At 63.7% G+C, this 19,060-nt stretch carries 19 protein-coding genes; 10 read left to right on the top strand and 9 right to left on the bottom strand.

What is annotated here, in order from left to right; all coding sequences use genetic code 11:
• The first annotated feature begins 4 nt into the window (after window positions 1-4).
• Together hemL and cofD are read left to right on the top strand one after the other, a co-directional pair.
• On the top strand, window positions 5-1,357 hold the full coding sequence (hemL, locus tag FHS06_RS01525) for a glutamate-1-semialdehyde 2,1-aminomutase (RefSeq protein ID WP_167044532.1): 1,353 nt from the start codon (window positions 5-7) through the stop codon (window positions 1,355-1,357).
• Window positions 1,354-2,313, top strand: a complete 960-nt coding sequence (gene cofD / locus FHS06_RS01520; protein WP_167044529.1) for a 2-phospho-L-lactate transferase — start codon at window positions 1,354-1,356, stop codon at window positions 2,311-2,313. Before hemL ends, cofD begins: the two co-directional genes overlap by 4 nt.
• Window positions 2,314-2,479: 166 nt before the next feature.
• Here the strand turns inward: cofD and FHS06_RS01515 are convergent, their stop codons facing one another.
• The gene (locus tag FHS06_RS01515; protein WP_310734758.1) at window positions 2,480-2,992 is read right to left on the bottom strand and encodes a GrpB family protein; all 513 of its coding nucleotides are present in this window, start codon (window positions 2,990-2,992) and stop codon (window positions 2,480-2,482) included.
• 218 nt (window positions 2,993-3,210) lie between these two features.
• Between FHS06_RS01515 and FHS06_RS01510 the strand changes: the two genes are divergently transcribed.
• Complete coding sequence (locus FHS06_RS01510; RefSeq protein WP_167044523.1) at window positions 3,211-3,654, top strand: hypothetical protein; 444 nt, start codon at window positions 3,211-3,213, stop codon at window positions 3,652-3,654.
• A 1-nt stretch (window position 3,655) separates the two neighbouring features.
• Here the strand turns inward: FHS06_RS01510 and cofC are convergent, their stop codons facing one another.
• The 5 genes from cofC to ald form a co-directional block, all read right to left on the bottom strand.
• Window positions 3,656-4,297, bottom strand: coding sequence for a 2-phospho-L-lactate guanylyltransferase (cofC, locus tag FHS06_RS01505; protein WP_167044520.1), 642 nt, complete (start codon window positions 4,295-4,297; stop codon window positions 3,656-3,658).
• 119 nt (window positions 4,298-4,416) lie between these two features.
• Window positions 4,417-5,430, bottom strand: a complete 1,014-nt coding sequence (gene fgd / locus FHS06_RS01500; protein ID WP_167044517.1) for a glucose-6-phosphate dehydrogenase (coenzyme-F420) — start codon at window positions 5,428-5,430, stop codon at window positions 4,417-4,419.
• On the bottom strand, window positions 5,427-6,950 hold the full coding sequence (locus FHS06_RS01495) for a flavin-containing monooxygenase (protein ID WP_208387859.1): 1,524 nt from the start codon (window positions 6,948-6,950) through the stop codon (window positions 5,427-5,429). The genes fgd and FHS06_RS01495 overlap by 4 nt, the downstream gene beginning before the upstream one ends.
• Window positions 6,947-9,340, bottom strand: a complete 2,394-nt coding sequence (cofG, locus tag FHS06_RS01490) for a 7,8-didemethyl-8-hydroxy-5-deazariboflavin synthase CofG (RefSeq protein ID WP_167044514.1) — start codon at window positions 9,338-9,340, stop codon at window positions 6,947-6,949. Before cofG ends, FHS06_RS01495 begins: the two co-directional genes overlap by 4 nt.
• Window positions 9,341-9,361: 21 nt before the next feature.
• A complete protein-coding gene (ald, locus tag FHS06_RS01485) occupies window positions 9,362-10,477 on the bottom strand; it encodes an alanine dehydrogenase (RefSeq protein WP_167044511.1) in 1,116 nt (371 codons plus the stop codon).
• A 129-nt stretch (window positions 10,478-10,606) separates the two neighbouring features.
• Between ald and FHS06_RS01480 the strand changes: the two genes are divergently transcribed.
• Window positions 10,607-11,098 carry an Lrp/AsnC family transcriptional regulator gene (locus FHS06_RS01480; protein ID WP_167044508.1) on the top strand — a complete coding sequence of 164 codons (492 nt, stop codon included), beginning with the start codon at window positions 10,607-10,609 and terminating at the stop codon, window positions 11,096-11,098.
• A 15-nt stretch (window positions 11,099-11,113) separates the two neighbouring features.
• Window positions 11,114-11,530 (top strand): hypothetical protein, encoded by a 417-nt coding sequence (locus FHS06_RS01475; RefSeq protein WP_167044505.1) that lies wholly within the window; start codon window positions 11,114-11,116, stop codon window positions 11,528-11,530.
• Between the two features lie 9 nt (window positions 11,531-11,539).
• Here the strand turns inward: FHS06_RS01475 and FHS06_RS01470 are convergent, their stop codons facing one another.
• The gene (locus FHS06_RS01470) at window positions 11,540-12,358 is read right to left on the bottom strand and encodes an ABC-2 transporter permease (protein WP_167044502.1); all 819 of its coding nucleotides are present in this window, start codon (window positions 12,356-12,358) and stop codon (window positions 11,540-11,542) included.
• Window positions 12,355-13,518, bottom strand: a complete 1,164-nt coding sequence (locus FHS06_RS01465; RefSeq protein WP_167044499.1) for an ABC transporter ATP-binding protein — start codon at window positions 13,516-13,518, stop codon at window positions 12,355-12,357. The genes FHS06_RS01470 and FHS06_RS01465 overlap by 4 nt, the downstream gene beginning before the upstream one ends.
• A gap of 102 nt (window positions 13,519-13,620) precedes the next feature.
• Here FHS06_RS01465 and FHS06_RS01460 point away from each other — a divergent pair, with 102 nt between their 5' ends.
• From FHS06_RS01460 to FHS06_RS01440, 5 genes are all read left to right on the top strand, one after another.
• Complete coding sequence (locus FHS06_RS01460; protein WP_310734759.1) at window positions 13,621-14,700, top strand: enoyl-CoA hydratase/isomerase family protein; 1,080 nt, start codon at window positions 13,621-13,623, stop codon at window positions 14,698-14,700.
• On the top strand, window positions 14,697-15,539 hold the full coding sequence (locus FHS06_RS01455) for an LssY C-terminal domain-containing protein (protein WP_167044497.1): 843 nt from the start codon (window positions 14,697-14,699) through the stop codon (window positions 15,537-15,539). The genes FHS06_RS01460 and FHS06_RS01455 overlap by 4 nt, the downstream gene beginning before the upstream one ends.
• Entirely contained in the window at window positions 15,536-16,072 is a 537-nt protein-coding gene (locus FHS06_RS01450) for a hypothetical protein (protein ID WP_167044494.1), read from the top strand. Before FHS06_RS01455 ends, FHS06_RS01450 begins: the two co-directional genes overlap by 4 nt.
• A 71-nt stretch (window positions 16,073-16,143) precedes the next feature.
• Entirely contained in the window at window positions 16,144-17,076 is a 933-nt protein-coding gene (locus FHS06_RS01445; RefSeq protein WP_167044491.1) for a J domain-containing protein, read from the top strand.
• A 26-nt stretch (window positions 17,077-17,102) separates the two neighbouring features.
• On the top strand, window positions 17,103-17,480 hold the full coding sequence (locus FHS06_RS01440) for a pyridoxamine 5'-phosphate oxidase family protein (protein ID WP_167044488.1): 378 nt from the start codon (window positions 17,103-17,105) through the stop codon (window positions 17,478-17,480).
• 9 nt (window positions 17,481-17,489) lie between these two features.
• Here the strand turns inward: FHS06_RS01440 and FHS06_RS01435 are convergent, their stop codons facing one another.
• Window positions 17,490-19,028: a D-alanyl-D-alanine carboxypeptidase family protein gene (locus FHS06_RS01435; RefSeq protein WP_167044485.1), complete on the bottom strand. Its 1,539-nt coding sequence runs from the start codon at window positions 19,026-19,028 to the stop codon at window positions 17,490-17,492.
• Window positions 19,029-19,060 lie beyond the last annotated feature (32 nt).

Below are 19,060 nucleotides of genomic sequence, written 5' to 3'. Positions count from 1 at the left end.
ACCGGTGAATCAGCCGACTCACGACCGTAACGACGACCTCTTCGCCCATGCGCGCGAAGTGATTCCGGGAGGAGTGAACTCTCCCGTGCGCGCCTACGGCTCCGTTGGCGGAGCCCCGCGTTTTCTTGCTTCGGCAACAGGACCGTACGTGACGGACGCTGCGGGTACCTCTTATGTCGACCTCGTGGCGTCGTGGGGCCCGGCGCTGCTGGGCCACGCTCACCCCGAGGTTGTCGCGGCGGTGCAGGATGCGGCATCCCGCGGTCTGTCGTTCGGTGCGCCCACCGAGGCTGAGGTCGACCTCGCCACCGTGATCTCTGAGCGTGTTGTTGCGCCGGGTGAAGGCGCTGAGGTTCGTCGCCCCGTCGAGCGCGTGCGTTTGGTTTCGACCGGCACAGAAGCCACGATGACGGCGATTCGCCTCGCTCGCGGATATACCGGTCGCGACCTGCTCGTGAAGTTCGCCGGGCACTACCACGGCCACTCCGACGGACTGCTTGCGGCGGCTGGATCTGGCGTGGCAACCCTCGCTTTGCCGGGCTCGGCCGGGGTGCCGGCTCCGATTGCCGCGCAAACCCTCGTCTTGCCGTACAACGACCTTGACGCTGTGCGAGAGGTGTTCGCCGTGCACGGCGACAAGATCGCCGGTGTCATCGTTGAGGCCGCCGCGGCCAACATGGGCGTTGTTGCGCCCGATGCCGGCTACAACGCCGCGCTCGCCGACATCACGCACGAGCACGGGGCACTCCTTATCCTCGATGAGGTGCTCACGGGTTTCCGGGTGCACCCCGCCGGCTACTGGGGGCTCCAGCAAGAAGCGGGGGAAATCTACACCCCCGACATCTTTGCCTTCGGCAAGGTCGTCGGCGGCGGGATGCCTCTGGCCGCCCTCGGAGGACGCGCCGATGTCATGGACTCACTTGCACCCCTGGGTCCCGTCTACCAAGCGGGCACGCTGTCGGGCAACCCGCTTTCGGTCGCGGCAGGACTTGCGACGCTGAGGCTTGCAACCCCTGAGGTCTACGCGCGAGTGGATGCTGCGGCATCCGCTGTTTCGACCGCGCTCTCGGGAGCGCTGGCGATGGAGGGTATCGCGCACGCCGTGCCGCGTGCGGGCTCGTTGTTCGGCGTTGTGTTTGCCGACGAGGCTCCGCGCAGGTACGCCGAAGCTCTCGAGCAAGAATCGTGGCGTTACCCGGCGTTCTTCCACGCGATGCTCGATTCCGGAGTTTCGCTGCCGCCGAGCGTGTTCGAAGCCTGGTTCTTGACCGCGGCCCACGACGACGACGCTCTCGCGCGCGTGCTCGCCGCGCTGCCGAGGGCCGCGCGGGCGGCCGCGGAGGCAGTGCGTCCGTGAGTGGAGTCGTCGTACTCGCCGGCGGCGTCGGCGGGTCGAAATTCACCCTCGGCGTGCGCGCTGCGCTTGCAACGCTCGGTGAGCCCGAGGCGACAGTCATCGTCAACACCGGAGACGACATCTGGTTGTCGGGTGTGCGGCTTCAACCAGACGTTGACTCGATGATTTACGCGCTCGCCGGAGCGAACGACACCGAACGCGGGTGGGGCCGAGCCGGCGACACCGAGCGTGTGAACACCGAGCTGCAGGCCTGGGGTACGGGGTGGCCGTGGTTCACTCTCGGAGACCTCGACCTCGGCACGCACATCGCTCGCACCGGGTGGTTGCGCGACGGGCTGAGCCCCACAGAAGTACTCGAGCGGTTGTCGAAGCGGTGGCCGCTCGGCGCGAAGCTGCTGCCGATGACCGACGACGAAGTAGACACCCACGTGCTGCTGAAGAACGGCGAGCGGCTGCACTTTCAGGAGTGGTGGACGAGATATCGCGCCCAACTGCCGCCCGCGGGCTTCGAGAACCCCGGCATTGCCGGCTCGTTCGCGGCGCCCGGTGTTGTCGAGGCCATCGAAGACGCCGACCTCGTGCTGATCGCGCCGTCGAACCCCGTGGTGTCGATTGGCCCGATCTTGGCCGTGCCCGAAATCCGTGAAGCCCTGCGAGCAACCGGTGGCCCCGTCATCGGAGTGTCGCCCATCATCGGGGGCAACGTCGTCCGCGGTATGGCCGACGTATGCCTCGGCGCCGTGGGCGTTCGCACAGCGGCCGACGCGGTAGCTGCCCACTACGGTGCGCGCCTCGACGGCGGCGTGCTCGACACGTGGCTGATAGCCGAAGAAGACGCTGAGCTTGCGGCATCCGTCGAGGCCCTGGGTATCTCCGTCGACGTCGTACCGCTGTGGATGCGCGATGCCGAGACCGCAGAAGCGCTCGCCGTGGCCGCAATTTCCGCCGGCCGCTGAGGCCGCCCCGCCCCGCCCTTGCCCTTGCCCTTGCCCGTACCCCCGCCCTTGCCCTGCACTAACTCAGGCAACGCGCAGGTGCGGCTGTGTCACGCCCCCCGGATTTCTGCGGGAGCTTCGTCGTGCCTAATCCGCACAGCCTGAGTTAGTGCAGGCGCGGGCTATGTCAGCTGCGCGCGCGGCTCAGGATTTCGGCAATGAACGAAGTTTTGGCATCCGAATATTCGTTCATATCTGTCCAGTCGCGGGTCGCGAGTTGCCGTTTTAGTACCGCGTAGGCATCTCGATCTGCGGGATGCTGCCGGAGCCAATCGCGAAAGAGCAGGTGGTCTTCTTCCCACTCGCTGCCGACAGTGCAGATATGCACATGGGTATCGAGGTTGGGAGTGCGCAGCATGCGGTGGCCGGGCTCGCGAACACGGAGCAGATAGCCTGCCGCCACTAGCGCGGGCACGTATCCGGTTTCGTCTTCGACGTCTGCCACGCTGACGTCGATGTCGATGATGGGTTTAGCAGGCAGCCCCGGCACCGAAGTCGAACCGATGTGGTCAATGCGACGGGCGAAAGTACCGAGCGCGGCGCTGATCCGAGCGTGCGCCCGAACGAACCTTTCCGCCCAAGCCGGGTCGGGATCGACGATAACTATCGCGCGCGGCTCGACGCCGCCAATCAGCTCCACACCGTCCACGCTTCAGGCTCTCACAAAATCCCCGTGCACTAACTCAGGCAGCGTGTGAGTGCTACGCTCCCAAAGCCCTGATATTCCGTCGTTCTCCGATCGCGCTCTTTCCGATTTGCCTGAGTACGTGCAAGCGCCGAGCGGAGCGACGGGCACCTACCCACAGCGGATGTGAATCAATGCTGGTCGTAGGCCGGGTTGCTGGCTATGCTTCGGGCATGTCGACGACGACAACTGCTGCAGCAACGACGCCAGCGCCAGCGAGCTCCACCGTTTCTTCCTCCAGAGCGCTCGCCGGGCTCGCCATAATGTTGCTCACTATCGGGGGCTCGCTCGCATTCGCGCTCCCGGTGCAGTGGTTGCAGATGTATTTCCGGATGGGGTCGGCGCCCGTCGAAGTGACCGCGGCACAGAATGACCGGTACGTGTGGACGGCGGGAATCGCCGTCGGCGCACTTCTTGGCGCGCTCGTCGCGGCAGCGCTTCGTCGAAAAAACGGGCTTATCGCCCTCACTGCGACCGCATTCCTTTGCGCCCTAATCGCCGCGTTCCTCTTTCAGGTGCCAACTGGCCGGTTCTCGGCAGAAGCAGCATCGACGAGCGTGCAACCTGCGGTGAGCTGCGCCGCCCCGGCAGGCCACTGCATGGCTGACACGGTTTAGGTCAACTGACGAGCTGATGCGTGCGCGGGCCGAGGCCCAACGCTTTCGCGTCGTTCAGTTGCGCGAGCGTATCGACGTCTCGTCGGAGAGACGAGTCGACGCGGAGAGTTAGCGGCGCAAACCCGGCAGTTCGGTGCCGTTCGAACGAATCGGCACCGAACTCGCTTCGCCACGCTACGCCGACACGGGCAGTGACGAGCGTCGACCCGGTGCCTTCGGCATCCGGAACAACAGCGCGGTCCACACCGAGTGCCGCACGTAGCGCCTGGTCGAGGTCGGTTGGGCGCAGGGCGGGAAGATCGCCCAGCAGCGCTGCTCGATAGGTGCCGTCGGCCTGAGCAGCACCGTGTGCGATGGCAGCATTCAGACCGGATGCCGCGCCTTCGGCCACGACCTCGACCCCCGCGACGGGTGCACACTCCGCTGCGATGAGCTCATCGTCGGTGACCACGATGACGCGTGACACCTCGGTCGCGGCAGCGGCCGCCGCAATCGTGTCGAGTGCGATGGCTCGGGCTAGTGGCATCCGCTCAATTCCGGCACCGACGAGCCGCGACTTGCCGATGGCACTCGGTTTCACGGGGACAATGACAACCCACGCGCCGTGGGCTTCGCTCGTGCCCTGCACGTACTCAGGCTGCATGTTGCTGCTCCGGTGCCGGATTGCCGGAAACACGCGATGCACCGCTGCTGCACGACAAATATTGCCTGAGTTCGTGCAGGGAAGTGTGCGTGGCCGCCGAGGTAGCGCTGGGCACGCGTTTAGGCGCCGAACCGGGCGCGGAGGCGCGGCAGTACCTCTTCGCCGTACATCCGCAAAAATCCGGCCTGGTCGAATCCCGGGTCGTGGAAGACCAAATGCCGGAAACCCATGTCGACGTACTCGGCGATGCGTTCGACGTGCTCTTCGGGATCGGTCGAGACGATGAAGCGGGATGCCGCGCGCTCGATCGGCAGTTCATCGGCACGTCGCTGCATCTCGATGGGGTCGTGGACGCCCATTTTCTCTTCGGGTGAGAGTGCAAGGGGTGCCCAGAAGCGCGTTTTTTCGAGTGCCTGTTCGCGGGTGTCGGCGAGCGACACCTTGACCTCCATGAGGGTGTCGACGTCGTCGGAGCTACGCCCCGCTTTGTCTATGCCTTCAGCGAGGGCGGGAAGCAGTGTCTCTGTGTACAGCGCTCGATCTTTGCCGCTCGTCGTGATGAATCCGTTCGCCATGCGTCCCGCGAGGCGGGTCGCGGCGGGGCCGGCGGCACCGATGTAGATCGGTACCGGCGTCTCGGGACGGTCGTAGATCGTGGCGTCTTTCACATTCCAGAAATTGCCTTCGTAGGTGACGCGCTCGCCCGCCCACAGCTTTTCCATGAGGATGATCGACTCTTTGAGGCGCTGAAACCGCTCGGGCGCTTCGGGCCAGTCGAGGCCAAGGGTCACTTCGTTGAGCGCTTCTCCGGTGCCGACGCCCAGGATGATGCGGCCCGGGAACATCACGCCCAGCGTCGCGAATGCCTGAGCGACGACGGCGGGGTGGTAGCGAAAGGTGGGGGTCAGAACTGAGGTGCCGAGAAGTACCCGCGACGTGCGTGCGCCGACGGCTCCGAGCCAGGGGAGTGCTGCGGGCGCGTGTCCGCCTTCGTGCATCCAGGGCTGAAAGTGGTCGGAGATGAACACCGAATCGAAGCCCGATTCCTCGGCGAGTACGGCGAAGTCGGCGAGTTCGGCGGGGTTGAACTGCTCAGCGGATGCCTTGTAGCCAAAGCGCAGGGGAACTGTCATGATGCTCCAATCGAAGCGGACGGTGAACAAACATCGGTGGGAAAAAACTCGTCCCCGGTGGTGGTGGTGGTGGTGGCGAGCATGTCGCGGAAGGCCTGGACGGTTCCCGGCCACAACAGGGTGAGGCGGCCAGAGCGGTCGTCGACGTACCAGTTGTGACATCCGCCGCTCATCCACGGCGTCGCGGCCGCAGCGACATCGATCGCGGCGCTGTATGCGGCCTCGGCTTCTGGTCGTACCCGCAGGATGCCGCCACGCCCAGGCGCGCGGTCGAGGCACTGTGTGACGTACTCGGCCTGTGCTTCGGCCATCAGCACTGAAGAGTTGTGGCCAAGCGAGGCGTTGGGTCCGTTGAGAACGAACATCTGCGGGAATCCTGAAACGACGGTCGAGGCGAACGATGTCATGCCCGCGTGCCAATGCTCAGCGAGGGTCTGGCCGGTCTCGCCCATGATCAGGTGGGCATATGGCTGCTGCGCTGCGGCAAAACCTGTCGCCAACACCACAATGTCGACGTCGTAGCGCTCGCCGCTCGCAGCGGTCAGCGTGCTGCCTGCGACGCTTTCGAGAGCGGATGCCTCAACTGTCACCCTGTCGGACGCCACCGCGGGGTAGTAGTCGTCTGAGAGTAAGACGCGCTTGCAACCGAACGCGTACGTGGGCCGAAGTGCAGCTCGAAGCGCTGGATCGGCGACGTGCGCCTCTCGGTGCGCATCGGCAATCGCTGTCGCGTCAGCTGCCGCGGCGGCGTCGCCTGAACGCGCGGCGTACCGCGCTTCACCTTCGAAATACAGCTCCTCACGCAGCCGCGCGAGCGCTGCCGGATCGTCACGAAACGTGGAAAGTTCCTCGGCGGAATATCGGCGCGCATCGCGCGGCACAATCCAGGGCGCTGTGCGCTGAAATACCGTGACGTGTGCCGTCGTTCGGGCGAGCTCGGGAACAAGCTGCACCGCCGAGGCTCCGGTGCCAATGACGGCAACGCGCTTGCCAGCAAGCTCCGCGTTGTGGTCCCAGCGGGCGGAGTGGAACAGCGGACCGGTGAAAGTGTCAAGGCCTGGCACGTCGGGGATCACCGGCTCCGTCAAGCGGCCGCATGCCAGCACGAGAGTGCTCGCTTCGATCACACCGGGTGCATCGCCCGAGATAGAAACAACCCACAACGAGCGGGCGGCATCCCATTGGGCGTTCGTGAGCGTGGTGTTGAGGAGAAGCTGCCCCTCAAGGCGTTCATCGCGCACAATCTTCTGCAGGTAACCGTGAATCTCATCACCGCGCGCGAAGAGCGCCGACCATTCTGGATTGGGGTGCGACGCGAAGCCGTAGAGGTGGCTCGGTACGTCGCACGCAACACCCGGATAGGTGTTGTCGCGCCAGGTGCCACCGACGGATGCCCCGCGCTCGATGATCGCGAAGTTCGATCGGCCACTGCGCTGAAGTTGGAGTGCCATGCCGATACCGGCGAAACCTGCCCCAACGATGAGTTCGTCGACGGTCATCGTCGCGCGGGGAGCGCTCATCGGACAACGATCTTTCGGCCTGCCGCGGGCTCCCGGTACTCGGTCGTGCGTTGGCGGAACGGGCGGAAGAGGTGTTGAGCAATCCGTGCGGCGTCCGCGACGGCGAGCTCTTGGCCGTGCTCGATGCCGGTGCGAGGGAGCACGCGGCCATCGAGCAGACTGCCGCCGAGGTCATCGCCGCCGGCGCTGAGGAGGGCAGCGGAGGCGTCTCGCCCGTGCCTTGTCCACGGAATCTGGATGTGGCTGATCGAGCCTGAAAGCAGCAAACGCGAGACAGCGACCATGGCGCGGTGTTCGTCAAGCGGCGCTCGACTCGGCACGAGGGGCACGTCTCCACCCGGAAGCGGGATGGGCACGAATTCGGTGAAGCCGCCGGTGGAATTCTGGATTTCCCGCAGCATCCGCACGTGCAAAATGCGCTCTGCCGCAGTTTCGACGTGGCCGTAGAAAAGCACCGATGTGGAGCGGAACTCGGCGCGGTGAGCGGCAGTTATCGCCTCGACCCAGCGAGCAATGTCGAGGTCGCCCGGGGCAACAAGCTCGCGGACCCGTTCGCTCAGCACCTTGAGGCCGGTGCCCGGCATGGTGTCGACACCGGCATCGCGGAGCGCGGCGAGTGCGTCATCGAGAGTGAGGCCACTGCGCTCGGCGAAGTCCCAAACGTCTTGTGGGCGATATGCATGTACGTGCATATGCGGTGTTGCGGCCTTGATGGATCGCGCAATCGCGGGGTATGCACCCGCGTCGACGTCGGCTGGAATCATGCCCTGCACGCAGATTTCGGTCGCGCCGAGCTCCCATGCGTCGCGCGCGATCGCCGGGACATCGTCGAGCGTGAATGTCGATTCGTCGTCGGATGCCCGAGCCCTCAGCCCCGAAGATGTCAGGTTGCGATTGACCACAAGACTCACGGCTTCACCGACCGTGTAACGGCGCACATCGTTGGCCGTCTGGGTGAGAGCGTCAAGGTCACCACCGGACGCATGCAGCAAACTCACCCACTCGTTGTCGTCGAGCGAAAGCGGGTCGGCGGCGGCGCGCTCGGCGAGTTGACGTGCGGTCGAGGGTAGGCGGATTGCGCCGGAACGCGAGGGCGCGGCATCGCGAGTCACGCCGCTATCGACGGTCGCACCATCGTTCGTAGCGGGCATCGCAGCGGCCAAGCCTGATATCGGATCGGCGAGAGCGTGCACCGCCGGAGCGAGCTCTGGATCTATCCAGCGGTCGGCGTCACGAATGAACTCGGCGTGAGCTGTTAAGCGTTCTTGCAGTTCAAAACCGAGGGCGCGGGTGCGCTCAGCGAGTTCGTCAATGTGCGGCCATGGGCGCTCCGGGTTGACGTGGTCGGCAGTGAGCGGTGAAACCCCGCCCCAGTCGTCGATGCCAGCGCGAACGAGTAGCTCGAACTCTGTGACGTCGGAGAGGTTCGGCGGCACCTGGATGCGCATGTCAGCGCCCATCACAACTCGCGCTGTTGCGACAGCAGCGAGGTACTCGCGAAGCTCCGCATCGGGCGCCCCAGCCATGGCGGTCCGAGGTTTCGCGCGGAAGTTCTGCACGATCACTTCTTGCACATGTCCTCCGCGCGCGTGGGAATCGCGAAGCGCGATCAGCGACTCGGCACGATCACGCAGCGTCTCGCCGATGCCGATGAGAATTCCGGTGGTGAACGGGATGCTGGCGCGCCCCGCGTCGTCGATGACCTTGAGTCGCACGTCGGGGTCTTTGTCGGGGGAGCCGTAGTGCACTTGGCCGGGTTCTTCGAACAAGCGCCGCGACGTTGTCTCGAGCATCATTCCCATCGATGGTGCCGTCGGACGCAGCGCAACGAGTTCGTCATACGTCATCACGCCGGGGTTCAGGTGCGCGAGGAGCCCGGTCTCGGCAGTGATGCGCCGCGCGATATCGCCGACGTAGTCAAGGGTGGAGCCGTAGCCGTGTTCATCGAGCCATGCACGTGCCTCGGGCCAGCGCTCTTCGGGACGATCCCCGAGGGTCAGCAGCACTTCTTTGCAACCGAGGGCGTGGCCCTGTTGCACGACAGCAAGCACCTGCTCGGGTGACATGAACACCGGCTTGTTCTTTTTCAGCAGCTGACCGGGGGTGTCCACGAAAACGCAGTAGTGACAGCGGTCGCGGCAGAGCGTTGTGAGTGGCACAAAAACTTTGCGCGAGTAGGTGATGATGCCCGGGCGCCCGATGTGGTGGAGGCCCGCATCGCGCAACGCACTTGCGAGTGTAAGAAGCTCGTCGAAATCAGCGCCCGTTGCGCCGAGAAGAGCTTCTGTTTCTGCGGCAGTCAGCTCTCGACCAGCTGATGCTGCCAGCAGGGCTGAACGCGCAGAGCCCTGCTCGCCCGCGGGGGTGGGTGCGGGATCGAGCAGTGTCATCCCTCTAGTCTTGCACCGCGCTCACACTGGAAGATCGGTCGGCGCAACAAACTGTGTTCCGAGGGCCGCCGCCACGGGTGCATTCGTGACCAACCCGGCGTGGGTGTTGAGTCCCGCGGCAAGTGCCGGATCGGTGCGCACTGCGGCACGCCATCCGCGTTCTGCGAGGGCAATCACGTAGGGGAGCGTGGCGTTCGTGAGGGCACGAGTGGCGGTTTCTGGCACAGCGCCAGGCATATTCGCGACGCAGTAATACTGCGAGCTGTGCACGGCAAAGGTCGGGTCGGAGTACGTCGTCGGTTTGGAGCCTTCGAAGCATCCGCCCTGATCGATCGCGATATCGACGAGTACCGATCCTTCGGGCATCGTCGCCACCATGTCGGTGGTGACGAGCCGTGGAGCTGTCGCGCCAGGAACCAGCACCGCGCCGATAACGAGATCAGCCTCACTCACCTGAGCCGCTATTTCGAGCGGAGTGGAAACTCGCGTGCGAAGAGCTGGCCCGAACTCGGCCTGTAACTCGCGCAAACGCGGCAATGAAAGGTCGAGCACTGTGACGTCCGCACCCATTCCGACAGCGTTCCGAATTGCGTGCTCACCGGCGACGCCGCCGCCCAGAACGACAACCTTCGCCGCCCGTGCTCCGGCGATCCCACCGAGGAGGGTGCCGCGTCCGCCAAGGGGACTCATCAGGTGGTGTGCGCCAGCGAGCACAGAGAGGCGTCCAGCGATTTCGCTCATCGGTGCCAGGAGCGGCAACTTGCGGTCGGCAGTTTGGACTGTTTCGTAGGCGATTGCTGTCGTGCCGGCCTGTAGCAGCGCATTCGCGCACTCAACGGATGCTGCGAGGTGCAGATACGTGAAGAGCACTTGATCAGCGCGCATGCGCGAGAATTCTGGAGCGATGGGCTCTTTCACCTTGAGAAGTAGATCGCCGTGCTCCCAGATATCGTCGGCCGATGCGCTGACTCGCGCCCCCGCGGCAACGTAGGCCTCGTCGGGCACACGCGCTCCGGCGCCGGCACCCTTCTCGATGAGAACGTCGTGTCCGCGTCTCGCGAGGGCGTCGACGCCCTCGGGTGTGATCGCGACGCGCCGTTCGCTGTTCTTCAGTTCTGTCGGGATACCGATTTTCATGTCGAACCTCTCTCGCTCTGTTACCGCGATACTGCCTCGAAACACGTGTCGCGCATGTTTCGCCCGAAGATGCTTCGAAGTTGTAGTCATTCTCGTAGAGTTCTTTCGAGAAGAACAGGGGCACGTGACATGGTGGCGAAAGAACCTCGCAGCGAAGCTGCGCTCGATGAGACCGACCGTGCCGTGCTTGCCGCGGTGCAGTCATCTGCGCGCTCTACGAACCGTGAAATTGCAGCGCGCGCCGGTGTCGCTGAATCAACCGCGCACGTTCGCCTGCGTGGCCTCGAGCGTCGTGGTGTCGTCGCGGGCTACGAAGCTGTGATCTCGCAGCACGAACTCGGGCAAACGCTTCAGGCGCTTGTGGGAGTGACTCTTCGACCCGGAGCACGCCAAGCGAGCATCGCGCGGTTCTCGGAAGACACCGGAAGACTCCCCGAGGTCACGCAGATGTTCTTCGTTGGCGGCGTCGATGATTTCATCGTGCACGTCGCGGTCGAAGACTCGTCTGCGCTCCGCAGATTCGTCGTGGAACACCTCTCAGGGCATGACAGTGTTGCGTCAACTCGCACAAGCGTGATCTTCGAATACACCCGCAATCAGGTCGCGGCGTCGTTCCATTGACGGCAGGATAGAGACATGGTCACTCTCATGCTCGACTCCGCACACCTCGAAGTCGTGCTGTCGATCACTGAAAAAGGTCTCACATTCCGCAAGCGGAATGTGATGATCGATCGTTCGCAGATCGTGCGCGTGCAGCTTACAGACGACTCGTGGACCTGGCTTCGAGGCGTACCCGACCCGGGCACCTACCTACCCGTCGCGATCGCCGCAGGTTCATGGAAGTCTGCGGGTGGACGCGATTTTGTCAGCATCCGACGTCGGAAGCCGAGCGTTGTGATCGACCTCGAGGGTTCTGATGAATTTCAACGTCTCATCTTGACGACGAGTCACGGCGTGGCGCTGGTGCAAGCGCTTCGGCTCGAAACCGGCTCAGAACCGACAGATGTTGTCGATCTTGCGACGAACAGCACGAAGCGCAAGCGCTCCTCGTAAGTACTCGCTTCACTCGACGTCGCGGCGCCAGCTGAAGATGTGACCCGCGAGTACGAATAATGCGGCGTAAACGAGAAGCGTCACGCCACCCTGCCACCACGAGAGTGCATCAGCGCTTGCCGTCGTGCTGAACGAGAACACGCTCGCTCCCACCAAGCTGTCGCTCGCCGCGCCCGGAAGGAATCGCGTCACACTGTCAAGACCGTCGACGAAGCCTGCGGCGAGACGTGCGATCGGCTCGACGAGTTGCGTGAACGCCAGAACAATGACGATCGCCGCGACCTGATTGCGAACGAGCGATCCGACGCCGATTCCGATCAGAACCCACAGCACGAAGGCGGCAATTGTTCGTGCGAACAGCGCCCAGGTGTCGAGAGAACCAAGTTCGGTTGCGAGACCGAAGCCGCTGAGGATTCCGGCTGCGGGGCCGACAGTTGCGACGAGTGCGATGGCGCCGAAGAGCGCCCCCACGATGACACCGCTGGCAACTTTTGCCAAGAGCACGGTCCCACGTGCCGGTGTGGCAAGGAACGTAGGGGTAAGTGTCTTGTGACGGAACTCCACCGTCACGATGAGGGTTCCAATGAGCAGCGGGAAGACGTATCCGATAGATGTCGCCAGGCTGTAAAGCAGAGTTGCAAGGCCGTCAGCGGATGCCGCCATACCCGAACTCTCGCCAAGAGATCCGTTTACCGAGAAGGCGAGGGCGAACGTGAGGCCGGCGGTAGTGAAGCCGACGTATGCGAGGAGCACGATCCCGAGAATCCACCAGCCAGAAGTCGTGAACTGCTTCGTGAGCTCAGAACGGGTAGCGCGTGCGAGGCTCATCGCTTTTCACCTTCCTCTGTGTCGTTGGCTTCGTCGTTGAACTCGCGTTCTTGAGGCGCCGCAGGTGCAGGCACATCGGTTTCGGCGGGTTCGAACGGATCTGACGTGCGTTCGTCAATCACTGGAATCAGATGAGTGTCATCAACGCTTGTCGTTTCAGGAGCTTCTGCGTCTGCTTCTGCGTCTGCAGGAGCTTCTGATGTCGAAGCGGCTTCTGGCTCCGCTGTTGCCTGCGGGGCGCTCGCGTCCTGGCCGGAAGGATGGACACGCACTCCACTGACGAGGTCGAGGAAGACCTCCTCAAGAGCAGGTCCGCGTCGCTGCAGTGATGAGAGCGCGATACCCGCGCGCGCAGCGACAGCTCCAACGGCAATGGTGTCGGAGTCGTGCACGACGAGCCCGGTGCGAAGCGTCTCGGTCGGCATGTTTTCGCGTGCGAGCGCGGCGGACAGTCCTGCGCGATCGGGGGAGTCAACGATTGTCGCGTACTCGGACGGGTCGACGAGATCGGCGAGGGCGCCCTGGTAGACGAGTTTTCCGCGCGAAATGACGAGGAGGGCATCCGCTGTCTGCTGAATTTCAGCGAGAAGGTGCGATGACATGAGCACGGTACGACCGTCGCGTGCGAGCTGACGCAAGAACCCGCGCATCCATTTGATGCCTTCCGGGTCGAGGCCATTTGACGGCTCATCGAGGATGAGCACTCCAGGGTCGCCGAGAAGCGCGACAGCGAGACCGAGCCGCTGGCGCATACCGAGCGAGAATCCGCCGACACGACGGCCCGCAGCTTCTGTGAGACCCACGAGCGCCAACGTCTCATCGATGCGCGAGATCGGAATCCCCGCCGCACGTGCGTAGACCTTCAGGTGGTTGGCCGCCGACCGGCCGGGGTGGAAGCTGGACGCCTCAAGTACCGCGCCGACCGACTGCAACGGGTTTTTGATCTCGCTGTAATCCTTACCGCCGATGCGGGCTGTGCCGGAGGTGGGTGCAACGAGACCGAGGAGCACCCGAAGGGTCGTGGTCTTCCCAGCGCCGTTCGGCCCGAGAAATCCGGTCACGACTCCGGGCTCGATACGCGCCTGAAAATTGTTCACGGCAGTGATGCCGCCAAATCGTTTGGTGACGCCGGAAAATTCCAGCAGCTGTCCGTCAGTCATCCGGAACCTCTCGTCGACGCGGGCAATCCTCCCTATACTCCCGGAAAACCATCGCCAGAGCGACTTGATGACGAACGAGGCCGACGCGGTAGCCTTGCGCACGTGAGCGCAGACCTATCGGAATTGTCGAGTGAGCATGTGCGCGTGCACGTGAGAAACGGTCTCGGACGGCTCACGCTCGATCGGCCTCGGGCGCTCAACGCGCTAGATCTAGACATGGTGCAAGCACTCGATGGGGCGTTGCAGGCGTGGGAGAACGCCCATGATGTCGACATCGTTCTCATCGACAGTGCGAGCGAGCGAGGACTGTGCGCAGGCGGAGACGTACGCGGTCTTCGGGAGCAGATCGTGGGCGGGCACCCCGAGAACGCTGGGCTCTTTTTTCGTGCCGAGTACGCGCTGAACCTGCGGATCGCCGAGTATCCGAAGCCCGTTGTTGTTTTTGCTGATGGCATCACGATGGGCGGCGGCATCGGCGTTGCGGGCCATGCAGCAGTCCGCGTCGTGACGCCGCGTTCGCAGCTCGCGATGCCAGAAACTCGCATCGGTCTCACCCCCGACGTTGGAGGGTCCTGGTTGCTGGCGCGAGCTCCGGGCAGGCTAGGCGAGTATCTTGCGCTCACCGGCGCAACGATGGATGCCGCCGATGCAATCGCCGCTGGATTCGCTGACTATCTCCTGCCGGTCGCCAATCTTTCTGCTCTTCACGAAGCCCTTGAGACTCGTGCCGACCCAGCCAACCCGACGGAACTCGCGATGCTTTTCGACGACACCCCGGATCCATCAGCGCTAGATGCGCGGCGAGTCTGGATCGATGAGGCGTTCTCGGCCGAAACCGTGCCCGACATCATCAAGCGCCTCCTCGACAGTTCGGAGCCCGAGGCATCCGAGACTGCACATTTGTTGACCACGCTCTCGCCCACATCACTTTCGGTGACCCTCGAAGCTGTGCGACGTGCTCGCGAGTTGCCTCATCTCCGGTTTGCTCTGGAGCAGGAGTACGCACTGGTGTCGTGGTTTGTGGCAACTCAGCCCGACATCTCCGAGGGGATACGCGCGCAGCTCGTAGACAAAGATCGTGCGCCGCGGTGGGACCCGCCGACGCTTGCCGACGTGTCGGCAGACACTGTCGCTGAGGCGTTCGCTTTCGTGCCCGACATCGCGTTGTGGCCATCACAATGACCACGTCAAAAGCTACCCAGCGCCATGAGCGCCGCACGCGGAGACGGTATTCGATCGGGCTTGCGCTCGACTGGTTCTTCTTCGTCTTCGCGGGCTTTGCGGCTGTATGGCTCGCCTACTTGAGCTTCACCCAAACGTTCGGGTTCGGCTGGTGGGGAATCCTCACGGCAATTGTGTTCTGGGTGCTTCTTGCCTATCTGGTACTGCCGCGCCTTCATCGCATTTTGACGACCGTCTACGTTCCCGACTACTTCATCGGTCGCACGCGCACGTCGGACGGCTTACTCGGAGACCCGGTGAACCTCGCGCTCATGGGGGAGAGCGGCCAGATCGAACAGGCGCTTCACGCAGCTGGCTGGACGAAAGCCGACCCAGTGACGTTCTCGTCGTCGTGGCGAATCGTCACCTCGACGCTGCGTCGGCGCAGCTACAACGAGGCGCCCGTGAGTCCGCTTTTCCTCTTCGGACGTCAGCAGGACTTTGCCTATCAACAGGAGGTCGCGGGCAATCCGGCGCAGCGCCACCACGTGCGATTTTGGCGTTGCCCCGATGGTTGGTTACTCCCCGGTGGTCATCGGGTGGACTGGCTTGCTGCCGGCACGTTCGACACCGCTGTCGGTCTTTCGCTGTTCACGCTGCAGGTCACGCATCGTATTGATGCGAACACCGACATCGAGCGAGATCACATCGTGCAGACCCTCACCGAATCCGAAACCGCGGTGACAGTCGATGTCATCCAGGATTTCTCCACCGGCTATCACGCGCGAAACGGTGGGGGAGATTCGATTCGGACCGACGGTAATCTGCTGATTCTCGATGTGAGCGAGGTGACAGCGTGATCGCGCCCGAAGAATTGCCCAGAAAGAGGGCTGCGTTCGAATCCCCCGCAGACCTCGCGCGTCCGCTGAGGCATGACCCCGAGATGCGCCGGCCGGCAAGCACTGTGGCCGGCTCCGTTCTGGTGCTGCTGCGTGCTGCAACCGGCGTTTTTCTACTCTTGGCTCTGACCCTCGATTGGCCGGCGATAGTAAGAGATGCCGACTTCACAATCGAGGGAGTGCCACTCGCGGGAGACGACCTGGCCTTAGCGATTCGAGTCGTGCTCGTCATCGGATCACTGATCTTCCTCGTCGAGGGAATCCTGGGGGTCATGATCCTCCGCGGCCGAAACGGGCCTCGCCTGATCATTCTTGTGTTCTCGGTCTTCTCGATCTCTACGGCGTTCGCCGGCTGGTGGTTCAACGGGCAAGAGATACGCCTCACTGGCACTCTTCCCTCGGTGGCTCTCGACATCCTGATTCTGCTTGCACTGTCGAGTAGAAGTTCAGCCGCGTATGCCAGGCGCAACGAGAAGCGACCAGACACCGCATAGCGAGCGCATGCAGCCCGCGGGTATCTGGGGGAGATAGCCTGGATGCCGCTGTGTGAACGAGGGGAGACGTTGTGTTCGACAGTCCACTCTCGGCATCGCCCTATGACGTGCTCGGCGTCGCGAGCGATATTTCTGAGGATGATCTTCGTCGCGCCTACCGTGCCAAGCTGCGCGAAACCCACCCCGACACCGGCGGCGACGCGGCGATCTTCGTACAGGTACAGCGAGCGTGGGAACTTATCGGCACGCCCGAAGCACGCGCGGCATACGATCGGGGTCGCGGTGCACCAACTACTGCACCGGATGCCACGGCTACTTCTGGCTGGCGAGCACCCAGCTCGCGTCCCGATACGCGCCCGCGAGCGCGAACACACGGACAGCCCGGCGGCTGGCGCCGTGAGCGCTACCTGAACCTCATTCGGGAATGGGCTGGCCGCGGCGTTGATCTCGAAGACCCCTACGATCCGCAGCTCGTTCGCTCGGCTCCGCTCGACGTGCGGCGCCTGCTCGCTGATGCGCTCGCCGAGGAAGCCTCAGCGCGTATCGTCGCCGATCTCGGCATGGGCTACACCGTGTGGCACGACGTGGCCGCCGCCGGTCGCGGATCAAACCCCGACGACAAGCTCGATCACGTTGTGCTCGGGCCCAGCGGACTCTACGGAGTGCTGTCTGAAGACTTTGGCGGCCCAGTGAGCTTTCGCCGCGGAGAGATCACCGGGGCACACGTTCCCGGTGCGCCGATCACGGAGCTCCTCGGGCGAATGCGGGTCGTTGCGCGCGCGGCCAGGGTGCGGTTCAGCGGTGCGATTGTCGTGTTGCCAGATGAAGATGTGGCACAGGCCATCACAGAGCTTGGCAAGATCCGTGGAATGCCGGTTGTCGTCGTCGCTCGAAGCGCGCTCAGCACGGTGCTGAGGCGTGGTGTGAGCGGTGCACGCGACATCGGTGGCAACGAAGTGTTCGACGTGCGAACCCGGCTCGATCAGACCGTGACGTACGTCTGACCCGAAGAAAATGGGAGGCTTGTCTTGTGATTACTGATGCTGCCCGCGAATTTCTTGCCGAATATCAGCTCGCTACGCTCTCGACTCTCGGACGAGGTCAGCGAATCCACTCGGTGCCCGTCGGAATCACGTATCGAGATGGCATCGTACGGGTTATCGGATCGCGTGGTTCGCAGAAGTTCTTGAATGCTGAAAGAGCTGGACGCGCGAGCGTCAACACCGTGGACGGTGGGCGCTGGATCAGCTTCGAGGGGCCCGCTCGAGTGCTCGATGACCCCGACGAGGTTGCGCTGGCGGTCTCGCTCTACGCCGAACGCTATCGGCAGCCGCGAGAAAATCCGGAGCGTGTGGTGCTCGAGATCACTGTCGAACGCGTTTTGGGCTCCGCACAGTTCAAGGCGTAGCGCGCGACGCTATCTGAGCCCGAACAGCTCAAGCGGGTGAGTCAGTCGCCAGAGCGGAGTGGGGCCCTCGATGTCTTCTGCGAGCTCAACATCGACGACGCTCGAGTTGAGCGGACCCGTGACTGTGACGGTGCCGACGGTTTCGCCCGCAGTCCGGTTGTCGGCGAGGTCGAGACTCGTCACAACTTCTGCCGTGCCGCCATTCCAGAGCACGACTGTCGCGTCGCCATCAGTGACGAGGTTGACGCTCTCGCCCCAGACAGTTTCGACGCGGCCCGCAAGGCTGCCTGCTGTCACCGATGGGTCGGGCTGCAGCTCACTTTCGAGTTGGTCGAAAAGTCCGCGCGTGACGGCGCTGCGAGTGTCGTAATCGGGTTGATCGAGCGTTGCGGCATAAAGCCGAACGGTGATGTCATCGACCGTGACTTCTTTTGCGGCCAGCAGGTTGTAACCATCGAGCGTTCCGGTTTTCAACCCGATAACGCCGGGATCGGCAAGAAGCTCGTTGGTATTCGTCACGAGGCCAGCGCCCGGAAGATCGACTGACACTGTGCGCACAATCTCGGCAATGACGGGGTCGGCGAGAGCCCGATTCGCCAACGGGATAAGTGCCCCGGGGCTTGCTGTGTTTCCGGCATCGATACCCGATGGGCCGACAATCGTGATGCCTGAGATCCCGTGCAGATCCAGCCAAGAGTTCGCGGCAGCGGCGTAAACGGCATCCGTTGGCCAGTAGGTTGCGACAAGCCGATCGGCGTAGTTGTTGGCCGAGCCAATGAGCATGCCCTGGAGCATTTGATACTCGGTGAGGGTGCCGCCGACGGGCACGTCGAGAGCTGACTCGCCGTTCGCGAGATACGACCAATACGTGCTGCTGTCGTTTGATGTGAAAGCAAATTCCGGCCCCTGTTCACCGACGGCGAGCGGTGCCGTGTCTAGCACCAAAAGGGCCGTGACGAGCTTTGTGATGCTCGCAATAGACGTCGTGTTATCGGTAGACGCGAGCGTGCCATCGATACCCCCAACCGAGACGGCGGCAGCGCCGACCTCCGGCCATTCCGGCGCGGACACGTCCGCTGAAACTGGCTGCAACGGTGTGCTCGTGGCCTCTGGCTCGATCGCGCTCAACGGCCAGAGCAGCGTTGTGCCGGCGTAGGCCGCGATAAGAGCGAGCACGATGAAAATCGGAAAAATGACGCCCGGGCGAAACGGCGATCGGCGCGGCCGGCGCGAAAGAAGTGCTGGCGACACCGGTGAGAAGCCAGCGGGTGCAGCTTCGAGTGGGGCTGCGGGTCCGGATGCCGCGGCGAGCTGCGAGGCTTCGACCCAGGTGAGTGCCCGCCGCGGGTTGGGGGCGGGGGCGGGCTTTTTGGTTCTATTCTTCACGATTACGGCGCCCGTGGACGTCGTGGTCTCCGCGGACTCGGGGGTCGCTGATGGATCGGCGATGGCCGTTTCGGCGGCGTCCGTGGGGGAGTCCGTACCAGGATCGTCTTGTTTTTCACGCATCGCTCGTCGTGTCGGCGGAGATTCGTCGGCGTCGGGCACGAAGCAACGTTAGCGCGAGCACATGGTTATAC

It is taken from the genome of Microbacterium halimionae, assembly GCF_011761265.1.
Lineage (GTDB): Bacteria > Actinomycetota > Actinomycetes > Actinomycetales > Microbacteriaceae > Microbacterium > Microbacterium halimionae.
This window is presented reverse-complemented; position numbering and strand designations above follow the sequence as displayed.